Below are 24,611 nucleotides of genomic sequence, written 5' to 3'. Positions count from 1 at the left end.
TCGCTAATCCACCCTACGGCACCGTCTACGCCGCTTTCTTTTTCTGCGCGAGCTGCGCCAGCTGCCGCATGATCTCGGTGGTGCCGGCGAGACGCTCTTCCGGCGTCTCCCAATCCTGCAGGAACACCACCTTCATGTCGGGCCGCACCTTCGCGGCCTGGCCGTGGCTCTTGATGAAGGACACCAGGCGATCGGGATAGGCGAAGGAATTGTCGCGGAAGGTGATGACGGCGCCCTTCGGGCCCGCGTCGATCTTCTCGACATTGGCCTGACGGCAGAACGCCTTGATCGCGGCAACCTTGAAGAGGTAGCGCACCTCGTCCGGCAGCACGCCAAAGCGGTCGCGCATCTCGGCGCCAAAATTTTCGATCTCCTCCTCGCTGTCGAGATCGGCAAGGCGGCGGTACAGCGACAGCCGCACCGAGAGATCGCCGACGTAATCCTCGGGAATGAGCACGGGCATGCCGATGGTAATGCTCGGCGACCAGCGGTCGGCAGCGGGCTCGGACACGCCGGCCTTGAGGTTGACGATCGCCTCCTCCAGCATCGACTGGTAGAGCTCGAAGCCGACCTCCTTGATGTGGCCCGACTGCTCCTCGCCGAGCAGATTGCCGGCGCCGCGGATATCGAGGTCGTGGGAGGCGAGCTGGAAGCCGGCGCCTAGCGTCTCCAGCGACTGCAGCACGGTGAGCCGCCGTTCCGCCTGCGCCGTGATCTTTTGCTGCGCCGGCAGCGTGAACAGCGCATAGGCGCGCAGCTTGGACCGGCCGACACGGCCGCGGAGCTGGTAGAGCTGGGCGAGACCGAACATGTCGGCGCGATGTACGATCAGCGTATTGGCATTGGGGATGTCGAGGCCGGATTCGACGATCGTGGTCGACAGCAGGATGTCGAACTTGCCGTCGTAGAACGCAGTCATGATGTCCTCGATCACGGCCGGCGGCATCTGGCCATGCGCGACCGCGACCTTCATCTCCGGCACGTTCTTGTCGAGGAAATCCTTGACCTCGGCGAGGTCGTCGATGCGCGGCACCACGTAGAAGGCCTGGCCGCCGCGATAGCGCTCGCGCAGCAGCGCCTCGCGGATCATCAGGGGATCGTGCGGGGCGACAAAGGTGCGGACCGCGAGGCGGTCGACCGGGGGCGAGGCAATGATCGAGAGCTCGCGGACGCCGGTCAGGGCCAGTTGCAGCGTGCGCGGGATCGGCGTCGCCGACAGCGTCAGCACGTGCACCTCGGAACGCAACGCCTTGAGCCGCTCCTTGTGGGTCACGCCGAAATGCTGCTCCTCGTCGACGATGACGAGGCCGAGATCGCGGAACTTGATGGCCTTGCCGAGCAGCGCGTGGGTACCGACGACGATGTCGACCGAACCGTCGGCAATGCCTTTCTTGACCTGGTTCAGCTCCTTGGTCGCGACCAGGCGCGAGGCTTGCGCCACGTTCACCGGAAAGCCCTTGAAGCGTTCGGTGAAGGTCTTGGCGTGCTGGCGCGCCAGCAGCGTGGTCGGCACCACGACCGCGACCTGCTTGCCTTCGAGCGCGACGGCGAAGGCCGCGCGGAGCGCCACCTCGGTCTTGCCGAAGCCGACGTCGCCGCAGATCAGCCGGTCCATGGGGCGGCCGAGCTCGAGATCCTTCAGCGTGGACTCGATGGCGCCCAGCTGGTCCTCGGTCTCATCATAGGGGAAGCGTGCGCAGAACTCGTCATAGAGACCCTGCTGTACCGGCAGTTTCGGCGCCTCGTGCAGATGACGCGCAGCCGCGATCTTGATCAGCTCGCCCGCGATCTCACGGATGCGGTTCTTGAGCTTGGCCTTTCGGCTCTGCCAGCCGCTTCCGCCGAGACGATCGAGCTCGACCGTGGTCTGGTCGGAGCCGTAGCGCGACAGCAGCTCGATATTCTCGACGGGGAGGAACAGCTTCGTCTCGGCGGCATAATGCAGCTCGAGACAGTCATGCGGCGCGCCCGCGACGTCGAGGGTCTGCAGGCCGATGAAGCGGCCGATGCCGTGATCGACGTGGACGACGATGTCGCCGGCCGTGAGGCTCGTGACCTCAGAGATGAAATTGTCGAGCTTCCGGCTCGCCTTGCGCGGCCGCACCAGGCGATCGCCGAGAATATCCTGCTCGCTGATGAGTGCGATCTCGTCGGTCTCGAAACCGCTCTCGAGGCCAAGCACGGCGAGCATGGTTTCGTTGCGCGGGGTCGCCTGCACCGTCCGCCAGCTGTTGACACTGGTGGTGTGCGTCAGCTTGTGGTCGCGCAGCATCGAGGTCATGCGGTCGCGCGAGCCTTCGCTCCACAGCGCGATCACGACCTTCTTGCGGCTCGCCTGCAAGCCCATCACATGCGCGACGACGGATTCAAACACGTTGACTGTCGAGTCGTTACGCTCGGGCGCGAAATCGCGGCCCTTGCGCGCGCCGGCGTCGACGACGCTCGTGCCGTCGGCCGGTACGGAGAAGGCGGTCAGCCGAACCAACGGTATGTCGCGTTCGCGCTTGCCCCATTCCTCCTCGGTGAGATAGAGCCGGTCGGGTGGCAGCGGCTTGTAGATGGCGCCGCCGCCCGGATGCTCCATCGCGTCACGGCGGGCCTCGTAATAGTCCTGGATCTGCTTGAAGCGCTCGCGGACGGCATCCTCGGCCTGCGGCTCGATGGCGACAGCTGCGCCTTGCAGATAGTCGAACAGCGTGTCCATGCGGTCCTGGAACAGCGGCAGCCAGTGCTCCATGCCGGGATGGCGGCGGCCTTCGCTGACCGCTTCGTACAGCGCGTCGTCGCGCTCGGGCGCGCCGAATTCGGCGACATAGCCCATGCGGAACCGGCGGATCGTGTCGGTGACGAGCTGGAATTCGGAGATCGGGACGAGATCGAGCGAGCGCATGTCGAGCAGCGTGCGCTGGGTTTCGGCATCGAAGGACCGGATCGATTCCAGGCTGTCGCCGAAGAAGTCGAAGCGAACAGGCTGCTCGAGGCCGGCCGGAAACAGATCGAGGATGCCACCGCGCACGGCATATTCGCCGGGTTCGCGCACGGTCGAGGAGCGGTTGTAGCCGTTGTGCTCCAGCCAGGCGACGATGGTGTCCATCGGCACCACGTTGCCGGGCGCGACCGACAGCGCCTGCGCTGCGACCAGCTCGCGCGCCGGCACGCGCTGCACGACGGCATTCACGGTCGTCAGCACGATCAGCGGCTTGTCGCTGCCGGTGAGCGCGGCGAGCCGGGCCAGCGTGGTCAGGCGTTGCGCCAGAATGCCGCCGTGCGGCGAGACGCGGTCATAGGGCTGGCAGTCCCAGGCGGGAAAGGTCAGCACCGGCAGATCGGGCGCGAAGAACTGCAGCGCGCGTTCGAGTTGCTGCATGCGCCCGCCGTCGCGGCAGACCACCGCAAGGCTGACCGCCGGCTTCTTCGGCCGCGCCGCGATGGCGCGCGCGAGATCGGAGACGATCAGGCCCTCCGCTCCTTCCGCGACATTGGCAAGCGTCTGCGCGCGGCCGGGCGTGAGCAGCTCGGCCGGAGATTTCATCCCCTGCTTCATAAATTGCCGTCCGCGATCGGATAGGCCTTGATGCGGGCGAACAGCGCGCCGGTGACATCTGCTGGCAGCACCTTGTCACCCGTGATGGCGGCATAGAGATCGGGATCGTTGACCTCGAGCAGGGTCTCGAGCTCGGTCAGCTCCGCGTCGGACAGCTTGCCGATCTCGGCGTCCGCGAAGCGGCCGAGGATCAAATCCATCTCGCGCGTGCCGCGGTGCCAGCAGCGGAACAGAAGCCGCTTGCGGCGATCGTCCAGCCCGTCGCTCGATCGTGTCGTTCCCGTCATGTCTCAAATCCAGTCAAACGCCGAAAGCCCGGACGTGCCGGGCCGGGGTGATATAGCCACTGGAACTGCCGGTGTCAGCCCTCGATTTGGCATGGCCGCACCCGCTGGCGGCCGGCGAAAAAAGACGTGGATGCCCGGCATAAAGCCGGGCATGACGGGCCGAAACGATCCTAGATTCGCCCCCATGCGCCCCAGCCTGCTCAATCCGCTGTTTGCTCCCGTGACCAGCCTGCCCGGCGTCGGTCCGAAGCAGGACAAGCTGCTGCAATATCTGCTCAGCCGGAGCGAGACGCCGCGGCTGGTCGACCTGCTTTTGCATCTGCCGAGCCAGGTGATCGACCGCCGGGCCCGGCCGAGGATCCGCGACGCCAGCGTTGGAACCATGGTGACGCTGGAGGTCACCGTCGACCGTCACCGCCCGCCTCCGCCGCGCAATGCGCGCGCGCCGTATCTGGTCTATGCCAGCGACGATACCGGCGATGTGGTTCTGACCTTCTTCCGCGCCAAGCCCGGCTATGTCGAGAAGCTGTTGCCGATGGGTGAGAAGCGCTTCGTCTCCGGCACGCTCCAAATGTACGACGGCATCCCGCAGATCGTGCATCCCGACCGCGTGCTGGACGAGGAGGCGATCGCAAAACTCTCCGGGATCGATCCGGTCTATCCGCTCACCGAGGGGCTCGCCCTCGGCTCGCTCCGCCGCGCCATCGCGCAGGCCTTGCAGAAGCTTCCGCCGCTCCCCGAATGGATCAGCCCGGAGGTGCTGCGCCGCTGCGATTTCCCACCCATCGCGGAAGCACTCAACCGCGTGCATCAGCCGATCGAGCTCACGGACATCCTGCCCGATCAGCGCTACTGGTCGCGCCTTGCTTTCGACGAGTTGCTGGCGGGCCAGCTCGCGCTCGCGCTGATCCGCGCGCAGCTGCGGCGGCCTGCCGGCGTGCGCAACGCCGGCGATGGGCAATTGCGCAACAAGATCATCGACGCCCTGCCCTATGCGCTGACACCCTCCCAGCGCAACGCCGCGGCGGCCATTGCCGACGATCTGAAGCAGCCCGTGCGCATGCTCCGCCTGCTCCAGGGCGATGTCGGGTCCGGCAAGACCGTGGTGGCGCTGCTGGCCGCTGCGGCCGTCGCCGAAGTCGGCAAGCAGGCCGCGCTGATGGCCCCGACCGAAATCCTGGCGCGCCAGCACATCAAGACCATCGCGCCGCTCGCCGAGCGCGCCGGCATGCGGGTTGCGATCCTCACCGGCCGCGAAAAGGGCAAGGAGCGGCGCGAGCTGCTGGCGCAGCTCGAAGCCGGAGAGATCGACCTCCTCGTCGGTACTCATGCGCTGATCCAGGACGACGTGATCTTTCACGACCTCGCCCTTGCCATCGTCGACGAGCAGCATCGTTTTGGCGTGCGCGAGCGGCTGGCGCTGACCTCGAAGGGCGAAGCGGTCGATGTTCTCGTGCTGAGCGCAACGCCAATCCCGCGCACGCTGGTGCTGACCTATTTCGGCGACATGGACATCAGCGAGCTGCGTGAAAAGCCCGCCGGCCGCCAGCCGATCGACACCCGCGCCGTCGCCATGAGCCGCCTCGGCGAGGTCATGGACGGCGTCGGCCGCGCGCTGGAGTCGGGCAAGCTGGTCTACTGGATCTGCCCGCTGGTCGAGGAATCCGAGGCCGAGGGCACCGAGCACCTCACCAATGCGACCAAACGCTTCGAAAGCCTGCAGAAACGCTTCGGCGATCGTGTCGGTTTGGTCCATGGCCAGATGAAAGGCACCGAGAAAGACCGCGTCATGGGGCAGTTCGCGGCCCACGAGATCGGACTTCTGGTCGCGACGACCGTCGTCGAAGTCGGCGTCGACGTACCGGCGGCGACGATCATGGTGATCGAGAATGCCGAGCGCTTTGGCCTCGCCCAGCTCCACCAGCTCCGCGGCCGCATCGGCCGCGGCTCGGAGGCCTCGACCTGCATCCTGCTCTACAGCGAGCCGCTCGGCGAAATGTCGAAGGCACGACTGAAAGTGATCCGCGAGACCACCGACGGCTTTCGTATTGCCGAGGAGGACCTGAAGCTGCGCGGCGAAGGCGATGTGTTGGGGGTGCGCCAGAGCGGCCTGCCCGGCTACCGCATCGCGCGCTCGGAGGTGCACAGCCAGCTGATCACGCAGGCTCGAGACGAGGCGCTGCGCATCATGAAAGACGACCCGAAGCTGAAAGGCGAGCGCGGCGAGGCGCTGCGGTGCCTGCTGTATCTCTACGAGCGGGACGAGGCGATCCCGCTGATCGGAGCGGGCTGACCGCGATCTTGGAACAAAAGTTCCCTCAATCGGTTCCCACAGACCGGTATTGCGAGCCGCTACCGAGCCGGTACCTTGAAAGGAATCAGCTTGTCCATGCAGGCGTGGCTTTGGGGGATGAGTGTGCGTGCCTTGCGGCGTCGAACCGGACGATGGATCAGGCGATCGCTTCGGACCTGGTCAGTTTCTACCTATCTGCTGCTGCTCGCGCTCAGCACTGCAATTCCCGTCGCGGCCTGCGCGGCTTTTCTTGCCTATCATTTCGTGGCGGAATCCTCCCAACTCACCAGGGCTGAATATGAAGACAGGCTCCGCCTCATGCGCAATGCGGCAGAGCTACGGTTGGCGAACATCATCGAGGACCTGCAGGTCCTCGCTCTGTCGCCCTCGCTCTCGCGGCAGAATTTCGCGGAGTTCAGAGAACATGCCATCGAGGCGGTGAATCTGATCGGCGGGGTGGCCATTGCGCTCTACGAGCCCGATGGCCAGCAGGTCGTCAACACGCGGCTAGAACTCGATGCCTCCCTGCCGAAGCGCGTCGCGTTCGACGTCGAACGCCGGGCGATCGAAACCGGCCAACCACAGGTGTCCGGACTTCAGCGTGCCGTGGTCGACGGTCAGCCCATTGTCACGATCGCCGTTCCGGTTCGCATCGGCGGCGACATCCGTTACGCACTCAACATCGGACTATCGACCAAATATCTTTCCTCGTTGATGGACGAATACGTCTCCGCCGGAATGGTCGGCAGCATTATTGACGCGAACGGAATTCTGCTGGCGCGGCGGCCTTTGATGGACGGCGACGATCTGGTGGGCCAGCCAACCATTCCCGACGTGAGGGCCCATGTCGGGCAGCCTTTCGCCTGGTGGATCAAAGCCGTATCGCGGACAGGCATTCCGACCTACACATCGCTGTTGCGATCCAATCAGAGCGGTTGGTCGATCAATCTTGCCGTTCCCCGTGAGATCATCGATGGCCCGCTGCATCGGACGGCCGAATGGATCATTGCGCTCACTCTCTTCACGATGGCACTCGGATTGGCGCTGGCGCGATTGCTGTCCCGCCGCTTCCTCGCCGAATTCGCCGATCTGGAACGATATGTTGGCGGTTTGCGCTCGGGCGTACTTGCTCCGAAGCTGGGCACGATCAGCGAAGTCAACAGGATGAAGAAGGTGCTGCATCAGGTCGGCGGCGAACTTGCCGACGCCTTGAAGCAGCAGAAGGCGCTGCTGGACGAGATCAATCATCGGGTGAAGAACACGCTTGGCACCGTCCAATCGATCGCGCGCCTGTCACGGGCCAGCTCAAGCGATCTCGACGAATACGCAGCCGCCTTCGAAGGGCGCCTTCTGGCTCTCTCGCAGGCCTACAATCTTCTCACTGAAAACAACTGGGTCGGCGTCAGCCTGGTATCGATTGTGAGACAGACCTTGGCCCCCTACGCCGGCCCTGAACGTCTCGAAATCGACGGTCCCGATATTCTGTTGCCGCCCAAGCTTACCCTGGCGATCTCGGCCGCACTCCAGGAGCTCAGCACGAACGCCGCAAAATACGGCGCGTTCTCGGTGCCATCGGGCAAGCTGCAAATATCCTGGACCGTCGACGAGACCGGCCTGGTGCGCATGTCCTGGGCTGAACGGGAGGGCCCGCTGGTCCGCAAGCCGACCCGCCGCGGCTTCGGAACGAAGATGATCACCGGCATGTTTGCCGGCGAAGCCGGGTGGTCTGTCAGCCTGGATTTCAATCCTGGCGGGCTTCGTTGCGTGATGCAGTTCTGGTCGATCGACCGGGTCGACCAAGATGTGACGTTGATGGAAGCGAGCTAGGCTGAAGCTCTGCGGCGTCCAACCTCGTAGGCCGCGACATGCGCCCGTGCGAGATCCAGCAGCGGCGTGTCGATATTCAGCTTGCGCGCCCGATTGGCCATATCGCCCAGGATATGTTCAGACTCAGTCATCGAGCCGCGCTCGATGTCACGCAGCATCGAGGCCTTGAGCGGCGAGTCCAAGGTCGTGAACAGTTTTCGGTCGAACTCGATGAACGGCGCACGCGGCTCGAAACCTGACGACGTCGCCACAGCGCAACATTCCGCGAACAGGCGGAAGATCGATTGCTCGCCGTTCGGCACAGACAGGATGTCCCCGATGCTGGCGCGCATCAGGCAGGTGATGCCGGCGAGCGTCGAGAGCTGGACGAACTTCTCCCACATGTCCTGCATGATCGCTTCGCTGGCGCGCACGTCGATGCCGGGCACTTGGAACAGCTTCTCCAGCGCAAGTGTGCGCTCACTCAGCGACCCCTTGGTCTCGCCGAACACGATGGTCTGGTTGGCCATGAACTGAACGACACGGCCGTCCGCGTCGAGGCCGGCACTGACATTGGCGAGCCCACCGAGAACCGGCTCAGCACCGAACCGCGCCGTCAGGGCGTCGATATGTTTCAACCCGTTCAGGATGGGCAAAACCATCGTGTTCGCGCCGACGGCCGGAGCGAACTGGGCCATCGCATCGTCGAGCGAATAGGCCTTCACGCCGACGAGCACGACGTCGAAGGGCTCCTTGAGCTCACTCGTCATCAATATCTTCGGCTGCACGGTGAAATCGCCGTGCGGCCTTTTGACCTGCAGTCCAACCAGCCGCAATTGCTCGGCGCGGGCGGATCGCACCAGAAACGTCACGTCGGCGCCCGCTCGGACCAGGCAGGCCCCGTAATAGCCTCCGAGCGCGCCCGCGCCGATCACCAGCACTCTCATTCGAACTCCTGCGTCATATTGGCGACCAGATCAGCCAACGCTTTGGCCGCGAAACAAGTGAAGATCAGGCTTTTTTCTTCGCGGCAACCGCCGCGAACGCCTTCAGCAGTGATGCATCGACCGCCTCGCCCTTCGCATCGGCGGTCAGATGCTCGAACCATTTGGCAAAACCCTGGTAGATCTGGCTCGCCGGATGATCGGGCCCGAGGAAGCCGGCAATCTCGTGCATCTCCGCGACCCAGCGATAGGCCTTCGGGATCATGTCGGGCAGTGCAACCTCGAGCCGCGCCAGGATCGCGGGCTGGCTGAGCGCGAGCTCGTCGCGCAGCCCTTCCGCGGCCCCCGCCTTGGTCGCCGCGATCACCATGGCCGAGCCGATACCGGCCAGACCCTTGACGATGCCGGCATAGGACATTTTCAGCGCGGAAGCCGCACCGACCGGACCTTCGACGATGCGTATGTCGAGCCCGAAATCCCTGAGCACGGCAACGTCCCCGGCATGCTCGCCGGACATGTAGAAGGCCGGGCTCTTAGCCCCCGGTTGCGGCGGGAAGCCGATGATGCCGCCATCGACGAAAGGCGCCTGGGCCGAACCGATGATTTCCTCGATCCGCTTCACCGTGGTGACATTGACAGCGTTGCAGTCGACCACGACCGGCTTCTTGTTGCGCTTGACCAGCAATGCGGCGAGCCGCTCCGCGAGTGCCTCTGCCTCGCCCGGCGGCACGATCGAGAGAATGATATCGGCATCCGCGATCGCATCGTCCTCGGCGCCGATCATGCCCGCATCCGCCGCGCGTTTTTGCGTCGCCTTACTACGTCCCTTCAGCGACGTCAGCACGCGCGCGCCGTTCTCGCTCAGGCGACGGGCCACCGCACTGCCCATGGCACCGGGCGCGAGGATCGCAATGGTCTTCGACATCAGGGGCACTCCAGTTCGACTTCCAAGCGCAACGCTCGGGCCGACCGGAACAATAGCAGAGGACGCCAGCGCCCGCCTGACCGCAGGCTATCCCGCGGGGGAATAGCCCTACTCCGCCTTCGCAGCCTCGGGCTGGAGCGTGGAGGCATTGGCAATGCGCGCGGCATTGGCCATGCCCGCAAGCGCGGCGGCCTTCTTCGGGTCGGGCGCCGAGCCGGGCTGCACCACGCCGGCCGACATGATCAGCGTTGCGGCATCCTCGGCGCTGAGGTCGACCTCGATGATCTTGCTCTTGGGCACGTAGAAGAAGAATCCGGTGGTCGGGTTCGGCGAACACGGCAGAAACACCGAGACATGTTCCTCCTGCCCCGGCAGGCTACGCGAGACCTCTTCGTTCGGCGATTGAGAGATCAGCACGATCGACCACATGCCGGGCGACGGAAACTCGACGAGGCCCACTTTGCGGAAGCTCGATCCCTTGCCCGAGAACAACGTCTCGAACACCTGCTTCAGGCCGCGATAGATGGCGCGCACCGCCGGGATGCGGCCGAGGAAGGTCTCACCGACATCGACCAGCGTGCGGCCGATCAGGTTCGCCGCGAGGAAGCCGACCAGCGTCAGCGTGAAGAATGCGACAATCAGTCCCCAGCCGGGAACGCCATAGGGCAGATAGGTTTCCGGCCGGTAGGCCAGCGGCACGAAGGGCCGCACCACGCCGTCGACCCAGGTCACGAACCACCAGACCAGATACAGCGTGATCGCAATCGGGCCGGTGACGATCAGCCCGGTCAGGAAATAATTGCGAAACCGGCCCATCAAGCCGGTATGCGGTTCCGGGGCGGGATCAAGAGGCGCAAGCGCGTCGTCGCGGGTGGTCATTCGGGTTCCAAGTCGGTCGCTTCGTCCAAGCTAGGGGCTTCTAGCAGGTTTTGGAAGAGCGCGACCTGATCCCTTCTGCCTATTCCACGGTCACCGATTTCGCGAGGTTGCGCGGCTGATCGACGTCCGTGCCCATCACGACAGCCGTATGATAGGCGAGCAGCTGGACCGGAACGGCGTAGACCATCGGCGTGAAGGCCGCAGCCATATCGGGCATCACGATGGTGACGAGCGAATTCACCGTCGCCTCCGCTGCGCCCTTGGCATCGGTCATCAGGATGATGTTGCCGCCGCGGGCGGCGACCTCCTGCATGTTGGAGACGGTCTTCTCGAACACACGGTCGTAGGGCGCGATGACGACAACAGGCATGGTCTCGTCGATCAGCGCGATCGGACCATGCTTGAGCTCGCCGGCGGCATAGCCTTCGGCGTGGATGTAGGAGATCTCCTTCAGCTTCAGCGCGCCTTCGAGCGCCAGCGGATAGCTCGTGCCGCGGCCGAGATAGAGCACGTCGCGAGACTTGGCGATGCGGTGCGCGAGCTTCTCGATCTGAAGCTCGGTGGTGAGCGCATCCGACATCAGACGCGGGATCTCGACGAGGCCGTGAACGAGCCTGGTCTCGTCCTCATCGGACAAGACGCCTCTGGCCTTGCCGGCCGCGATGGCGAGGTTTGCCAGCACCATGAGCTGGCAAGTGAAGGCCTTGGTCGAGGCGACGCCGATCTCGGGACCTGCCAGTGTCTGCAGCACGGTCTCGCTCTCACGCGCGATCGTCGAGGTCGGCACGTTGACGACGCCGATCGTGTGTGCGCCCTCCGCCTTGGCGTAGCGCAGCGCCGCCAGCGTATCGGCGGTCTCGCCGGACTGCGAGATGAAGATCGCCAGATCGCCCTTACGCAGCGGCGCTTCCCGATAGCGGAATTCGGAGGCGACATCGACCTCGACCGGCAGACGCGCAAAGCGCTCGAACCAGTATTTGGCAACGATGCCGGCGTAGCTCGCGGTGCCGCAGGCCGTGATGTTGATGCGCTGGATATCCCTAAAGTCGAACGGCAGCTTCACGGGCAGCGAGACCCGCTCGGTCGCCATGTCGACATAGCGCGCCAGCGTGTGGCCGACCACTTCCGGCTGCTCGTGGATCTCCTTCGCCATGAAGTGGCGGTAGTTCGCCTTGTCGACCAGGGAGGTCGAGGCGGCGTGCCTGATCTTGTCGCGTTCGACGGCCTGGCCGTCCTTGTCGAAGATCGTGGCGCCCTTGCGGGTCAGCACCACCCAGTCGCCGTCCTCGAGATAGCTGATCGTGTCGGTGAACGGGCCGAGCGCGATCGCGTCCGAGCCGAGATACATCTCGCCGTCGCCATAGCCGATCGCGAGCGGCGGGCCGTTGCGGGCGCCGATCATGAGGTCGTCATCGCCGGCGAAGATGAAGCCGAGCGCGAAAGCGCCGCGCAGGCGCCCCAGCGTCAGCTTGACCGCTTCCACCGGCTTGTTGCCGCGGCTCAAGAGATCGTCGACCAGGTGCAGCACGATCTCGGTGTCGGTCTCGGTGTGGAACACCGTGCCCTTGCTCTCGAGCTCCTCGCGCAGCTCGCGGAAATTCTCGATGATGCCGTTATGAACGACCGCGACGCGATCGGTCGCATGCGGATGGGCGTTGTTGACGGTCGGCTTGCCGTGCGTGGCCCAGCGGGTGTGACCGATGCCGGTCGTGCCCTTCAGCGGCTCGGCTTCCAGCCGCTTCTCCAGGTTCTTCAGCTTGCCCTCGGCGCGGCGGCGCGCCAGATGCTTGCCTTCGAGCGTGGCGACGCCCGCGGAGTCATAACCGCGATATTCGAGACGTTTGAGCGAATCCACCAATTGCTCTGCAACCGGCTCGCGCCCGAGAATGCCGACAATCCCGCACATGCGGATCAATATCCCCCAAATCGTCGAAAAATCGCCTAAACGACGCGCTCGGTTTTTAGCGAAATTCCCATGGAATCAGATACTCAATAATTATTGCGGATTGAGACAGCGTGGACCGCAACCTGAGCTTTCGCCTGCGTCGATGTGGCCGGCCTTTAACCGCGCGAATTAACCTGATGTCAACAAGTTTGGCCAACGATTCCCGCCCTGGAGATCGAGGCCATGAAAGCCCCCACGCCCGACCGCAAAGGTCGGTCATCGATGTTTATCCGTGCCAGTGAGACCTCCGGCACGCACCTTGCGCATTGGCCGCCGCCCCAGCGCGGCAAGGAAAGCAAGCCTGTTTTCGTGAAGCATCCGGAGGGCGAACCGATCAAGCGCGCCAAGCCGCGCGGCTGGCGCCTGACCCGCGCCATCTTCTCCGAATTCGCCGACGACGAATAACGAAGCCTCACCATCCCATCGTCGCGGCCCAGAGGAGGAAAAAGAGCAGTGCCCAGAACGCGGGCCCGATGACGAGGGCCACGATCTCCGGCGGATCCTGCTCGCCTATTTCCCACAGGAGCAGTCGTCCCATCCCGGTCACGAGCGTGTCGATCAGGAAACTGACGAGGTCACGAACAAAGCGGGAGGACACGGCGATCAGCGCCCACGTCTCCGGCTACTTCTCCGTTTTCTTTCCGCCCATCTTCATCTCGCGGTAACGCGCCGCGCCGCCTTCCCGGATGGTCTGCTGGCTCCGCTCGAGCGCCATCGCATCGTCGGGCACATCGCGTGTGATCACGGAGCCCGAGCCGATATAGGCGCCGTTGCCGATCTTCACCGGCGCGACCAGCGAGGAATTGGTGCCGACGAAGGCGCCCTGCCCGATAACCGTCTTGTGCTTCTTGAAGCCATCATAGTTGCAGGTGATGGTGCCGGCGCCGATGTTGGAATTGGCACCGACGGATGCATCTCCAATGTAGGAGAGATGGTTGACCTTGACGCCGGCCTCGAGCGTCGCCGCCTTGGTCTCCACGAAATTGCCGATCCGCGCGCCGTCGCCAAGCGACGTGCCGGGCCTTAAGCGCGCATACGGCCCGACCGATACCTTCTTACCGAGCGTGGTCCCGACGATATGCGAGAAGGAATGGATCAGCGTGCCATCGGCGATCGACACGCCAGGACCGATCACCACGAACGGCTCGATCGTGACATCCTTGCCGAACACGGTGTCGGCGGCGAGAAAGACAGTTTCGGGAGCGATCAGCGTGACGCCAGCCTCCATCGCTGCCTTGCGCAGCCGCGCCTGCATGACGGCTTCGGCTTCGGCAAGCTGGGCCTTGGTGTTGATGCCGCGCACTTCGTCCTCGCTTGTCTCGATCACCACGGACTCCCATCCATTGTCTCTGGCAACGCCGACCGCGTCGGTCAGATAAAACTCGCCCTTGGAATTTGCATTGCCGATCCTGTCGAGGATCGCGAGCGCGCGGCGGCCATCGATCGCCATCACGCCGGCATTGCATAGATCGATCTTGCGCTCGTCCGCACTGGCATCGGCGTGCTCGCGGATCGCGACCAGCCTGTTACCCTCGACGATGAAGCGTCCATAGCCGGTCGGATCCTTGGCGCAGAAGCCGAGCGCGGCGATCGCGGCCCCGCCAGCGAGCGGCGCGCGCAGCCTCGCGAAGGTCTCCGCCGAGATCAGCGGCGTATCGCCGAAGGCGATCAGGATATCGTCCGCGCCGCGCGCGATGGCCTCACGCGCCGCCAGTACCGCATGCGCCGTGCCGAGCCGTTCGGCCTGCACGAAGATGAGTGCGTCGGGGCGGATACGCCTGGCCTCGTCCGCGACCACCTGATGATCGGGGCCGATCACGACCGCTAGCGCCGTGCCGGTTCCCTGCGGGGCAGCGCCGAGCACATGGGCAAGCAAAGTCTGGTGAGCGACGGGATGCAGCACTTTCGGCAGGTTCGACCGCATGCGTGTGCCCTCGCCGGCGGCGAGCACGATCGTGAGGCTTGAGCGGACGGTCATCGCAATCCTGTCAAATATGGCCGAATCGATCATCACATCGACGGGCGACATGTCGATGGCGCCTCGGCGTTCCACCTTGCTACCCCCGCAAACGCCCGGAATTCAAGTGCGCGTGGGTTTTCCTGTTAATGTTCCTTGATTGATTCGGGGAAGCCAGACAGGGCTGGGCACTTAACGTTCATGGCAAAGGATTCCGACCCACTGGCGGATGCCTTCGGCGATAAGGAGACCGGCGGGCTGTTCTCCGGACTTTTGGCCGAGGAAGGCGCGTTCGATCGTCGCATGCTGTGGCGGCTGGGCTCATGGGGTGTCGCCGCCGTCGGCGCCGTCGTGGTCGCCGTGATGGCCAACCAGGCCCAGCTCGGCTGGCGGCGCGACCAGGTCGCCTCCGCCGATCTCGTCCGCCAGTCCGATCAAATTCAGGTGCTGACCAAGCAAAGCCAGCTCGAAGCCCGCCGCCTCGCCTCCGCCATCGAGACGCTGAACAGCGATCGGGACCGGCTCTATTCACGTGTCACGGTGCTCGAGCAGGGACTCGATTCCGTCACCGGCGCCATTGCCAAGCAGAGCGCGACATCGCAGCCAGCGCCGGCCTCGAAGCCGCAGGACACCCCTCTCGCCGCCGTACAGCCCGCCGCCCCGGCACCGGAGGTCGCGCCGGTCGCCTCGACGGCCGCCTCGCTGGTCGACAAGCCGCGCGCCACTGCCGGCAAGGAGCCCAAGGACAACGCGAGCAAGGACAATTCCAGCAAGGACAGCTTGAAAGAGGTTGCGAAAGATCAGTCGGGCCCGCCGCCACAAACCGCGGCTGCCGCCTCGCTGGTTCCGCAGGCGCCGGTGACGCCATCGGCAGGAGCGATCCTGCCTCTGGTGCCATCGAGGTCGATGATGGCCCCACCCGATCCCGCCGCGTCGAAACTGATCCAGCCTGACACGAGCGAAAAGGCTGCCGACAAGAAGCCCGAGCCGACGCCAGCTCCAACCGAAGTCGCAGCGGCGTCGGCCAAGCCGGCTGAGGCAGCAGAAGCCGAGGCCCCCGCCATCACGGTTCAGCAGACGCGCTTTGCCATCGAGCTCGGCGGTGCGAACTCGGTCGACGGCTTGCGCGCGCTTTGGCGCGGGCTGAGCAAGTCCAATCCCGAAGTCGCCGCACTCCGGCCGATCATCATGATCAAGGAAGGCTCGAACGGCCTCGGCATGCAGCTCCGGCTCGGCGCCGGCCCGCTGATCAATGCCGCCGCCGCCGCAAAGCTCTGCGCGGGCCTTGCCGAAAGCGACCGGCATTGCGAGACCACGGTGTTCGACGGCCAGCGCCTGTCGATGCGTGGTGGCTCGGAAAAGGGTCAGGACAAGGGACAGGAGAAGTCTCAAGACAGGGCTCAGGACAAGAACGGAGACAAGGGCAAGGACCAGGAGTCGGCGACCCAGGCCGAGACGCCGCCCGCTCCCGCCGCCAAGCCGGAGAAGCCGCATCGTCGCAGCTATTCCAAACGCTCGTCGAAGCGCGAGGAGCCCGCGCCGGCGCCGGCGGCACAGCCCGCGGCCCAGCCAAAGCCGGAGACGGCGTCCGCGAGTTCGACGATATCGTCGTTCTTCAGGCGATAGAGACTTCGTAAACTGGGAGACAGTCGACTGCAGACTTCATTGCACGTCTGCGGCTGTCAATTTACCCTGCATTTTTCAGAAGGAATGACTTTCAATGCGTGGATTGAAATCCTTCATGGTGATCGCCGGAATGACCGTAGCCTGCGGCGCGCAGGCAGCCCCGCAAAGCTTCTACGGCAAGACATTGCGCGTGAGCTGGAACGAAGCCCGGAGCCAGCGCGTGCAAGGCGAAGGCGCCTTCAAATCCGTCTCCGTCCCGCTCTCCTACACCGTCTACATCAGCACCAAGGGGCAATTGTTCAAGCGGCTGACCTCGACGACCTCCAACGGACGCGTCTCGGGGTCAAAGGACCGGGTCGGCTACTCCGGAAGCACCGCCGAGGATGCCGGCGCCGTGACCTTCCAGGGCAATACACTGATCTCGACCGCCAACAATCACGGGCTCGGCCGCAGAATCCGGATCACCTTCGATGGCGGCTCGTCTTGCAGCGCCGAGGTGCTGACGGGCAAGTCCGGCGGCGGTGTGGCAACGACACGCAGCAACGCAACCGGGAAAATGCTCGAATTCGAGTCCGTGACGGCGGGACCCGCCTCCTGCTCGGCACAAGAGGGCGATGCGTTCGCCAATTAGTGGCGGCGGTGATCTGCGGGAATTCCGCGACGTCTCGGCCTGATGCGCCGAAGCCCAGAGTTGCGCGAGCGACGCCCGGGCTCGCTCAGGTCCATGCTTGCGCGCTGCGATCTGGCGACGGATGCGCTGCGCTAAAAGGCCATCAGCTGGCTGATCTTGATCGCCGCACAGATGATCATGCCCCAAAGCGCAAAATTGATCTGCAACGCATCGACCATTGCCAACCCCGCTCGCGTCCTCACCATCGCGCTCTTGAACGAGGTGATCAGCTCCTGATCGAATCAGCCATCACGCCCCGCGCGTTCAAGTCGATCGTTAGGCCAAGTCAGAATTTTCGCAAATCCGTATCGCTACGGTTCCGATGCGGGCGGGATGGAGCAAAAAGCCAGCGGGCCGAGGCCATGCCGCCGGTGTAAAAATGCCCCGCCGCCTGTTGCTCCCTCTCGCCATCCCGACCATATTGCGCCCATGACAAAGAAGCCGTTTCGCCTCACGCCCTATCAGGTCCAGTTTCTCATCGTCGTCGGGTTCGTCACCGTCGGCTGGGCGCTCTATGTGCGCTATCTCGCGATCGAGTTCTCGCAAGTCGCCCTCGCATGCGATGCCGGCTTGCAGACCATGATCTGCAAGGCGCGCTCGCTGTCGACGTCGCTGTTCAAGAATTCGGTGTTTGGCATCGTCGCGCTGGTGATCGCGACGCTGAACCTGATGCGACCCTCGATCGTGCTGCTCGCGCTCGGCGTGGTTGCAGCCGGCCTCGGCATCGTGCTCTACAACATCGTGCTGGCGGGCCTTGCGATCGGCCTGCTTATCCTTGGCTTTGCTCGGCCCGCGCCCGCCACAGCGTGAGCGCGAACAAGAGATAGATCGCGCAGGTCCACATCGCCTGCCAATTGTCGCGGCCTTCGTTCAGAAGCACGTAGACCGCCGACACCGCCAGCAACCCCGCGAACACCGCTTCCGCGATCGGCCGCACGCCGATCTGCGGCCGGTTCAGCATCAGCAGCGCGAACGGCACCACCGCCATCGTCAGCGAGGCATAAGGGAAGTCGCGATAGCGCGGATCGAAAACGAAGCCGAGCGCGGTCTCGGCCGCGATCACCGCAGTCACCGCCAGGGTCAGGCCGAGCACAGCCGAAAGCTTAGACCATTTGCGGCCTTCGCGCGGACCGAGCAGGTCGAGGAAGCTCGGCAGGTTGCGGCCAATGACAAGCGCCTGCGCGCAGAAGATCGGCGAGAGAATGCCGGCAAGCAGCAGCGCGCCCCATTGCAGCCAGCCGCCCCAGCCGTAGCTCTCGTAATACATCTTGTCGGCGGCGATCCCGAGCAGGATGCCCGCCGATGTCGCGGAGATGCCGACGGCAAGCCAGGCCGAGAAGCGCGGCGTCCAGGGCCGGCGCCGCAGTGTGATGCCGGCGACCGCGAACACCAGCACGCTGAGGCCCATGCCTGACCCCATGTACCATTTCCAGAGCGGGAAATTGCTGATCGGCTCGCCCGGCGGATATTTCAGCTGACGCCGCACGGAATCGAGCAGACCCCAATAGCCGCCGACGGTGCCTTCCAGTCGCCGCTTCCACGGCTGGTCATAGGCCTCGATGAGATTGACCCGAAACTTCTGCGACTTGGCGAGCGCCAGGATTTCCGAGACGACGCGCGCCTGGTTAGTGCGCGAGGGCAGCGCGCCCTCGCGCATGCGGCCCTCGCTCGGCCAGCCGGTCTCACCGATCAGGATCTCCTTGTCGGGAAACGCCACCGCCATCCGCTCGCGGATCGCCTCGACATGGGAGGAGGCGAATTTCGCCTTTACCGGCATGTCCTCCCAGTAAGGCAAAATGTGAATGGTGACGAAGTCGACGGCGTCATAGACCTCGCGATTCTTCAGCCAGTATTCCCAGACGTCGGCATAGGTCACGGGCACGGTGACCTGAGCCTTCACCGAGCGGATGATCGCGATGAGGTCCTGCGTCGTCATCTCGCCACGCAGAAGCACTTCGTTGCCGACGACGAGCGCGGAGATGGTGTCGGGGAATTCCTTGGTGAGGCGGACCGCGGTCGCCACCTGCGCAAAGTTCTTGGCGCGGTTGCTGCCGAGCCAGATGCCCTGGATCACTTTCAGCCCGCCGACCTTGGCTGCCACCGCCGGCACCTGGTCGAGCCCGTTTTCAATGGAGTAGGTGCGGACGCAGTCGGTGATCACCTTGAGCTGGCGCAGATCCCGCTCGATCTGGTCGGCCTCGATATGGGTCCATGCATTCAGCGGCGTCTGCTCGCCCCGGAACGGCGCGTAGGAGACGCATTGGACCTTGTCATTGGGGTCGATCGGGGCGCGCGCGAGCGTGATCGGCGTGGCAAGCCACCACCACACGGCAGCAATCGCACCCAGTGAGACGAGCAGGAGCGCCAGTGGCGTACGAAGAGAAATTTGTTCCGTCCTCCGCGAAGGAGCCGTCGATTACCTGCTCGCACGCCGTCTGCCAAGGGGGTGACCGAGGTTGAAGACACCCTCTCCCCGACGAATCGGACTGCGGCCGATCGACCATCCCTTAGGATCGTGACTTTGCTGGACAAAAATCCAAATACAGGCCATGGGATTCCGCGGGACTTTTCCGCCGCATTGGAGACCCATTTGGACGCCATCACGACCGGCGTCCGCGAGGTCCTCCCGCGCGGGCGGACGGCTGAGACATTGGGGAATTCATGCGGCGACGGGTGTTCGAGTTACGAAATGCGGTCCTGCGGCAGTTCGCCGCCTCGTTGGCCGTTTCCTCCCTTCTCCTTTTGGCCAGCCTCGGTGGCGCCACCGCCCAGAGCGGAACGCCCGCCCCCGACCAGGGCAAAGCCGCCGCCCAGTCTGCCGACGCCGCCAAGGAGGCCGCCCAGAACCAAAACCAGAAGCGGACTGACGAGTTCGCCGAAGCTGCCCGCACCATTAACGGTCCTGCCGGTAATCCCGAATGCGTCTGGCTCGGCCGTCGCGCGGTCCAGTTGATGTACAGGGATGACCTCGATACCGCCTTCCGCCACATCGATCTTTACGATCGCTTCGGCTGCCCCGGCGGCCACATCCAGGCCGCGTTCCGCTGCCTGACCCGCTTCCTCACACAGATCGACGACAAGGTTCCGAACAGCCTGAACAATCTGACCCAGGCTTGCTGGATCAACCCGGCTGCGCAACCGCAGCAGACGACCGCGGCCGCCGCCCCGTCGCCCACACCGGCCGCCGGCGCCTCGCAGCCCCAGCCGGCAGCGAGCCCGTCGCCCGCAGCCAGCCCGACGCCGGCCCCGTCCAAATAGTCGCAGGCCGGCTTCAGCCTCCGTTCAGGAACGATCGGCGATAGCTGCGGTCGGCACTGCCGCCCATCCCAAAATGCCATGCCCTCATAAGGACATGAGGCCATGACAGTTGTGAAACCGCGCGGCAGAGGTATGCTCCCTTTGCCGCGGACTTGGTCGGATCTCGGGGTCGGATCCGCTTCCCTGCCCCCTCAGCCCCTTTTGGTTTAGCCGCGATGCGCGTTGTCGCCGCCGTTCTGTTGCTCGTGTCCGCGCTCCACGCTGGCCTCTGGGGAGTCCTGCGCGACAGGGAACCCGCGCCCGACTTCAAGGGCCTGCTGCCAAGTCTCTCCTACACACCGTTCGAACCGGGACATGTCGTCGACATCAACGTCGATCCCGACAAGATTCGCGCGGACATGAAGAAGCTCTCGACCCTCACGCGAGCCATCAGGTCCTACGCAGCGACTGAGGGCAACGAGTTGGTGCCACCGATTGCCGCCGAGTTCGGTCTCAAGGTCACGGTCGGTGCGTGGATCAACAAGGACGAGGAACGCAACGAGCGCGAGATCAAGGCCGCCATCGAGCTCGCTCGCAAGAACAGCAACGTCAATGGCGTCGTCGTCGGCAACGAGGTGATCTACCGCGGTGAGCAGAAGGTCGAAGACCTCATCGAGATGATCAAGAAGGTGAAGAGCGCGGTGCGCGTGCCCGTCACCACCGGCGAGATCTGGAACATCTGGCGCGACAATCCCGACCTCGGCTCCAACGTCGATTTCATCGCCGCCCACGTCCTGCCCTATTGGGAGAACTTCCGCTCGGACCAGGCCGTCGACCAGGCGGTGGACCGCTACAACCTTTTGCGCAATCAGTTCCCGGGCAAGCGCATCGTCATCGCCGAGTTCGGCTGGCCGAGCGCGGGCTATAATTTGCGCAACGCAGACCCCGGTCCGTTCCAGCAGGCCGTGACACTACGCAACTTCGTCAGCCGTGCCGAAGCGCTTGGCATGGACTACAACATCGTCGAGGCGATCGATCAGCCCTGGAAGTATTTTGAAGGCGGCGTCGGTCCGTACTGGGGCATCCTCAACGCCAGCCGCGAGCCGAAATTCGCATGGACCGGCCCGGTCGAAAATCCTGATTATTGGAAACTGATGGCGGTCGCGCTCTTGGTCGGCATCCTCCTGTCGCTGCCGATCCTGCGGCTGCAGCAGCCGACCGCGAAACAGGCTTTCCTGCTGTCAGCCACCGCCAACGGTGTCGGCGCCTGGGCCGCGACCGTGTTCGCATTCTGGAACGGTCACTATTTCGTTTTCGGCTCGGCCTTCGCGCTGACCCTCGGCATGATTCTGCTGGTTCCTCTCGTCCTCATTGCGATGGCCCGCATCGACGAGATCGCGGCCGTTGCCTTCGGACGGCCGCCGCAGCGGCTGCTCGTCAAGGGCAAGCCGATCGAGAACGTGCCTGACAATTACTACCCGAAGGTGTCGATCCATATCCCCGCGTATTACGAACCGGTCGAGATGCTGAAGCAGACGCTCGATGCGCTGTCGCGGCTCGACTATCCGAATTACGAATGCGTCGTGATCATCAACAACACGCCGGACCCGGCGTTCTGGCAGCCGATCCAGGATCATTGCCGCGCGCTCGGTGAGCGCTTCAAGTTCATCAACGCCGAGAAGGTGCAGGGCTTCAAGGCCGGCGCGCTGCGCATCGCCATGGACCGCACCGCCGTGGATGCCGAGATCATCGGCATCCTCGATGCCGATTATGTCGTCGAGCCCGACTGGCTCAAGGACCTCGTGCCCGCTTTCGCCGATCCGCGCGTTGGCCTCGTGCAGGCGCCGCAGGAGCATCGCGACGGCGATCTGTCGATCATGCACTACATCATGAACGGCGAATATGCCGGCTTCTTCGATATCGGCATGGTCCAGCGCAACGAACTCAACGCCGTCATCGTCCACGGCACGATGTGCCTGATCCGCCGCGCCGCAATGGACATGGCCGGCGGCTGGTCATCCGACACGATCTGCGAGGACTCCGATCTCGGGCTTGCGATCCAGGAGCTCGGCTGGACCACCCACTACACGAATTACCGCTATGGCAAGGGGCTGCTCCCCGACACCTATGAGGCCTTCAAGAAGCAGCGCCATCGCTGGGCCTATGGCGGCCTGCAGATCGTCAAGAAGCACTGGCGCCAGTTCCTGCCGGGGCGGAGCCGGCTGACGCCCGACCAGAAGCGCGAATACGGCCTTGGCTGGCTCAACTGGCTCGGGGCCGAAAGCCTCGGCGTGGTCGTGGCGCTGCTCAACCTCGTCTGGGTGCCGATCGTCGCCTTCGCCGACATCGCCATCCCCGATAAGATCCTGACGCTGCCGATCATCGGCGCCTTCATCGTCTCGCTGGCGCATTTCCTGTCGATGTACCGCGCGCGCGTTGCGATCAAGCCCGGCCAGATGCTGGGCGCCATGATCGCCGCGATGAGTGTCCAGTGGACGGTGTCGCGCGCGGTCGCGCAGGGCCTGATCACCGAACACATCGCGTTCGCGCGCACGTCCAAGGGCGGCCTCAGCAGGATGTCGATCGAATTCCAGGCGTTCTGGGAGGCCGTGATCGGCGTTCTGCTCCTGGTCGGCGCCGGCGTGCTGATCGCCTCCAACTCTTTCCGCCAGATCACCGAGATCTACATCTTCGCCGGCGTCCTGGTGCTTCAGAGCCTGCCGTTTTTGGCAGCGGTCGCGATCGCGATCCTCGAGCTCAGCCGCATCAACTCGTTCCAATTCTGGCGCGACAGCGCGATCCGCACCGCCGAGCTGATTGGCCTCCGCCCCGTCGCCCTGCCGGGGCCAGGCAACACGCAGGCCGTGCCGAGCGAGGTGCGGCGGGAAGCGAACTGACAGGACGGATGGGCGCTCGCAGCCCGGCGATTGGGCGTGATAGCGTCTTTGGGCGTGGATGACGCCCCGCCAAACAGGTTCAAAACTCCGGCCTAAGAGCCGGAAGCATCAAGAAAATCGCTGCTTCTGCCGCGTGTTTTGGCAACCGTCCAAGCTATTGACCTCAGCGCCACCTCCCCCTACACAGCGCGGGCCGAAAGCATGATCCGGAAACAGCCGGTTTTCCCCGCGACGCAAGTTGAAGCGCAGCGGCAAGACATGCTTCTCGAATGTCCGAAGACGATGGCGATCTTTCGAAGCCATCGGCGGCCATGGGAGCGCGTAGCTCAGCCGGTAGAGCACGTGACTTTTAATCACGGGGTCCTGGGTTCGAGCCCCAGCGCGCTCACCAAGCCGAAACAGATGCCCCTGCTCTGCCAGGACATCCGACCTGATGCCACCCGTGACACCGTCGCGCGGTGGATTTTGTATTCCTAATCGCAGAATGCTGTAAGATGCTCCCGGAGTAGCCACTCACAGTTTGCTCTGGGGTGCATGATGCAGAATTTTGTAACCGGATCCGTTGTGTTCGCTGTGGGCATCATGGTCTTGCTTGCCTACTCCCAAAAGCACCATCAGTGCTGGAACGGGCACGTGCAACAAGACTGGCGCCAGCACGTACTGACCCATCAGCCCTGCGGATCCCTCAGTAGTCCTACTATGTAGGAGCCCGCGGTATCATCGACGACCTTGGGATACGAAACTCACGGTGTCCTGGATTCAAGCCGCAACGCACCCAGCACACCGTTGCTGGATTGCGTTCAGACCCTGCGCAGCAGCTGTCCTGATAGAGCCCTCAACTCTCCGGCACCGCCACCGTCGCCGGCGCAGTCAGCGGAGCGCCGCCGACCGACACAGGGCCAATGGACACAGGCACGATCGACTTCGGCTGACGAGCCATCCGCTTGCGCAACAACAACCGATCGCGCGGGCGCAATCTCGGGATCGAGGACGTGAGGTCCGACGTCATCGTATTCTGCAACGTGTCGATCTTCGCGATCAGCGTCGAGAGCTGCGGCGAGATCTTCCTCACATCGCCCCGCTCGTCCGTGATGCTCTGCCGGAGAGACATCAGCGTGGTCGAATCCTGCTGACGCAGGGCCGTATTCTGCTGCAAGGAGGAGTTGATCTCCTGTAGCGCGGCGGCCTGCTGCTGCTGGGCCGACTGGATCTCCTTGAGGGCAGCGACCACAGGGTCCGGTTTCGGCGCGGGCTCTTCCTGGCGCGGAAACAGCGCAGCCAGGTTGCTGAGGTCGGGCGATGGAAGATCGAACGGCGATGTGTAGATGGCCGCCGCGCCATTGATCGCCAGGGCGCACACTGCCAGGGCAATGACGGATTTGCGGGAGCGCCTGAGCGGTGCTGGAGCTTCCTCGGCTTCGAGCTCAGGCTGGGATTCGGAGGCTGCGGCTGCAAGGGCTGCGGCGTCGAGGTGCTCGGCGAAGCCCAGCGTTTCGGATGTCGTGGTCATGCGCATTGACCTCATGAGCGAGCAAAAGGAGGCCGTCGCCGGAACGTCCTCTCGACGCCTCCTTTACGCAGCACTCACTTACACAACTGCC

General features: G+C 64.3%; 18 protein-coding genes and 1 tRNA gene. 9 read left to right on the top strand and 10 right to left on the bottom strand.

Features of this window, described 5'->3' with window-relative positions:
- Nucleotides 1-25: 25 nt before the first annotated feature.
- Together mfd and Q0687_RS12195 are read right to left on the bottom strand one after the other, a co-directional pair.
- Nucleotides 26-3,544: a transcription-repair coupling factor gene (mfd, locus tag Q0687_RS12200; RefSeq protein ID WP_298876648.1), complete on the bottom strand. Its 3,519-nt coding sequence runs from the start codon at nucleotides 3,542-3,544 to the stop codon at nucleotides 26-28.
- Entirely contained in the window at nucleotides 3,541-3,831 is a 291-nt protein-coding gene (locus tag Q0687_RS12195; RefSeq protein WP_298876645.1) for a succinate dehydrogenase assembly factor 2, read from the bottom strand. Before Q0687_RS12195 ends, mfd begins: the two co-directional genes overlap by 4 nt.
- 184 nt (nucleotides 3,832-4,015) lie before the next feature.
- On the opposite strand from Q0687_RS12195, the gene recG reads away from it, so the two are divergent.
- Together recG and Q0687_RS12185 are read left to right on the top strand one after the other, a co-directional pair.
- Entirely contained in the window at nucleotides 4,016-6,124 is a 2,109-nt protein-coding gene (recG, locus tag Q0687_RS12190; RefSeq protein WP_298876643.1) for an ATP-dependent DNA helicase RecG, read from the top strand.
- Nucleotides 6,125-6,241: 117 nt separating this feature from the next.
- Nucleotides 6,242-7,951 (top strand): sensor histidine kinase, encoded by a 1,710-nt coding sequence (locus Q0687_RS12185; protein WP_298876640.1) that lies wholly within the window; start codon nucleotides 6,242-6,244, stop codon nucleotides 7,949-7,951.
- Here the strand turns inward: Q0687_RS12185 and panE are convergent.
- The 4 genes from panE to glmS form a co-directional block, all read right to left on the bottom strand.
- Complete coding sequence (gene panE, locus Q0687_RS12180; RefSeq protein ID WP_298876638.1) at nucleotides 7,948-8,877, bottom strand: 2-dehydropantoate 2-reductase; 930 nt, start codon at nucleotides 8,875-8,877, stop codon at nucleotides 7,948-7,950. The two genes, Q0687_RS12185 and panE, sit on opposite strands and share 4 nt — an antisense overlap.
- Nucleotides 8,878-8,941: 64 nt before the next feature.
- Complete coding sequence (locus Q0687_RS12175; protein WP_298876636.1) at nucleotides 8,942-9,799, bottom strand: NAD(P)-dependent oxidoreductase; 858 nt, start codon at nucleotides 9,797-9,799, stop codon at nucleotides 8,942-8,944.
- Nucleotides 9,800-9,907: 108 nt separating this feature from the next.
- Nucleotides 9,908-10,678, bottom strand: coding sequence for a DUF502 domain-containing protein (locus tag Q0687_RS12170; protein WP_298876632.1), 771 nt, complete (start codon nucleotides 10,676-10,678; stop codon nucleotides 9,908-9,910).
- 79 nt (nucleotides 10,679-10,757) lie between these two features.
- Nucleotides 10,758-12,584, bottom strand: coding sequence for a glutamine--fructose-6-phosphate transaminase (isomerizing) (gene glmS / locus Q0687_RS12165; protein WP_298876630.1), 1,827 nt, complete (start codon nucleotides 12,582-12,584; stop codon nucleotides 10,758-10,760).
- A 222-nt stretch (nucleotides 12,585-12,806) separates the two neighbouring features.
- On the opposite strand from glmS, the gene Q0687_RS12160 reads away from it, so the two are divergent.
- A complete protein-coding gene (locus tag Q0687_RS12160; RefSeq protein WP_298876627.1) occupies nucleotides 12,807-13,028 on the top strand; it encodes a hypothetical protein in 222 nt (73 codons plus the stop codon).
- 7 nt (nucleotides 13,029-13,035) lie between these two features.
- On the opposite strand, the gene Q0687_RS12155 is transcribed toward Q0687_RS12160, so the two are convergent.
- Both Q0687_RS12155 and glmU read right to left on the bottom strand, forming a co-directional pair.
- The gene (locus tag Q0687_RS12155) at nucleotides 13,036-13,221 is read right to left on the bottom strand and encodes a hypothetical protein (RefSeq protein WP_298876624.1); all 186 of its coding nucleotides are present in this window, start codon (nucleotides 13,219-13,221) and stop codon (nucleotides 13,036-13,038) included.
- Between the two features lie 24 nt (nucleotides 13,222-13,245).
- Nucleotides 13,246-14,601 (bottom strand): bifunctional UDP-N-acetylglucosamine diphosphorylase/glucosamine-1-phosphate N-acetyltransferase GlmU, encoded by a 1,356-nt coding sequence (glmU, locus tag Q0687_RS12150; RefSeq protein ID WP_298876675.1) that lies wholly within the window; start codon nucleotides 14,599-14,601, stop codon nucleotides 13,246-13,248.
- Nucleotides 14,602-14,781: 180 nt separating this feature from the next.
- Between glmU and Q0687_RS12145 the strand changes: the two genes are divergently transcribed.
- From Q0687_RS12145 to Q0687_RS12135, 3 genes are all read left to right on the top strand, one after another.
- Nucleotides 14,782-16,206 carry a hypothetical protein gene (locus tag Q0687_RS12145; protein WP_298876621.1) on the top strand — a complete coding sequence of 475 codons (1,425 nt, stop codon included), beginning with the start codon at nucleotides 14,782-14,784 and terminating at the stop codon, nucleotides 16,204-16,206.
- Between the two features lie 94 nt (nucleotides 16,207-16,300).
- Nucleotides 16,301-16,837, top strand: a complete 537-nt coding sequence (locus Q0687_RS12140; RefSeq protein WP_298876618.1) for a hypothetical protein — start codon at nucleotides 16,301-16,303, stop codon at nucleotides 16,835-16,837.
- A gap of 468 nt (nucleotides 16,838-17,305) precedes the next feature.
- On the top strand, nucleotides 17,306-17,686 hold the full coding sequence (locus Q0687_RS12135) for a hypothetical protein (protein WP_298876615.1): 381 nt from the start codon (nucleotides 17,306-17,308) through the stop codon (nucleotides 17,684-17,686).
- Here the strand turns inward: Q0687_RS12135 and Q0687_RS12130 are convergent.
- Complete coding sequence (locus Q0687_RS12130; RefSeq protein ID WP_298876612.1) at nucleotides 17,646-19,205, bottom strand: beta-(1-6) glucans synthase; 1,560 nt, start codon at nucleotides 19,203-19,205, stop codon at nucleotides 17,646-17,648. The genes Q0687_RS12135 and Q0687_RS12130 overlap by 41 nt on opposite strands.
- Nucleotides 19,206-19,537: 332 nt before the next feature.
- On the opposite strand from Q0687_RS12130, the gene Q0687_RS12125 reads away from it, so the two are divergent.
- From Q0687_RS12125 to Q0687_RS12115, 3 genes are all read left to right on the top strand, one after another.
- Nucleotides 19,538-20,134 carry a beta-1-3, beta-1-6-glucan biosynthesis protein gene (locus Q0687_RS12125; RefSeq protein WP_298876609.1) on the top strand — a complete coding sequence of 199 codons (597 nt, stop codon included), beginning with the start codon at nucleotides 19,538-19,540 and terminating at the stop codon, nucleotides 20,132-20,134.
- Between the two features lie 215 nt (nucleotides 20,135-20,349).
- Entirely contained in the window at nucleotides 20,350-23,010 is a 2,661-nt protein-coding gene (locus Q0687_RS12120; protein ID WP_298876606.1) for a glycosyltransferase, read from the top strand.
- Nucleotides 23,011-23,325: 315 nt separating this feature from the next.
- Nucleotides 23,326-23,401, top strand: a tRNA-Lys gene (locus Q0687_RS12115).
- A 444-nt stretch (nucleotides 23,402-23,845) separates the two neighbouring features.
- Here the strand turns inward: Q0687_RS12115 and Q0687_RS12110 are convergent.
- Nucleotides 23,846-24,520 carry a hypothetical protein gene (locus Q0687_RS12110; protein WP_363323946.1) on the bottom strand — a complete coding sequence of 225 codons (675 nt, stop codon included), beginning with the start codon at nucleotides 24,518-24,520 and terminating at the stop codon, nucleotides 23,846-23,848.
- Nucleotides 24,521-24,611: the final 91 nt, after the last annotated feature.

The organism is uncultured Bradyrhizobium sp. (assembly GCF_936928535.1).
Taxonomy (GTDB): Bacteria; Pseudomonadota; Alphaproteobacteria; order Rhizobiales; family Xanthobacteraceae; genus Bradyrhizobium.
This window is presented reverse-complemented; position numbering and strand designations above follow the sequence as displayed.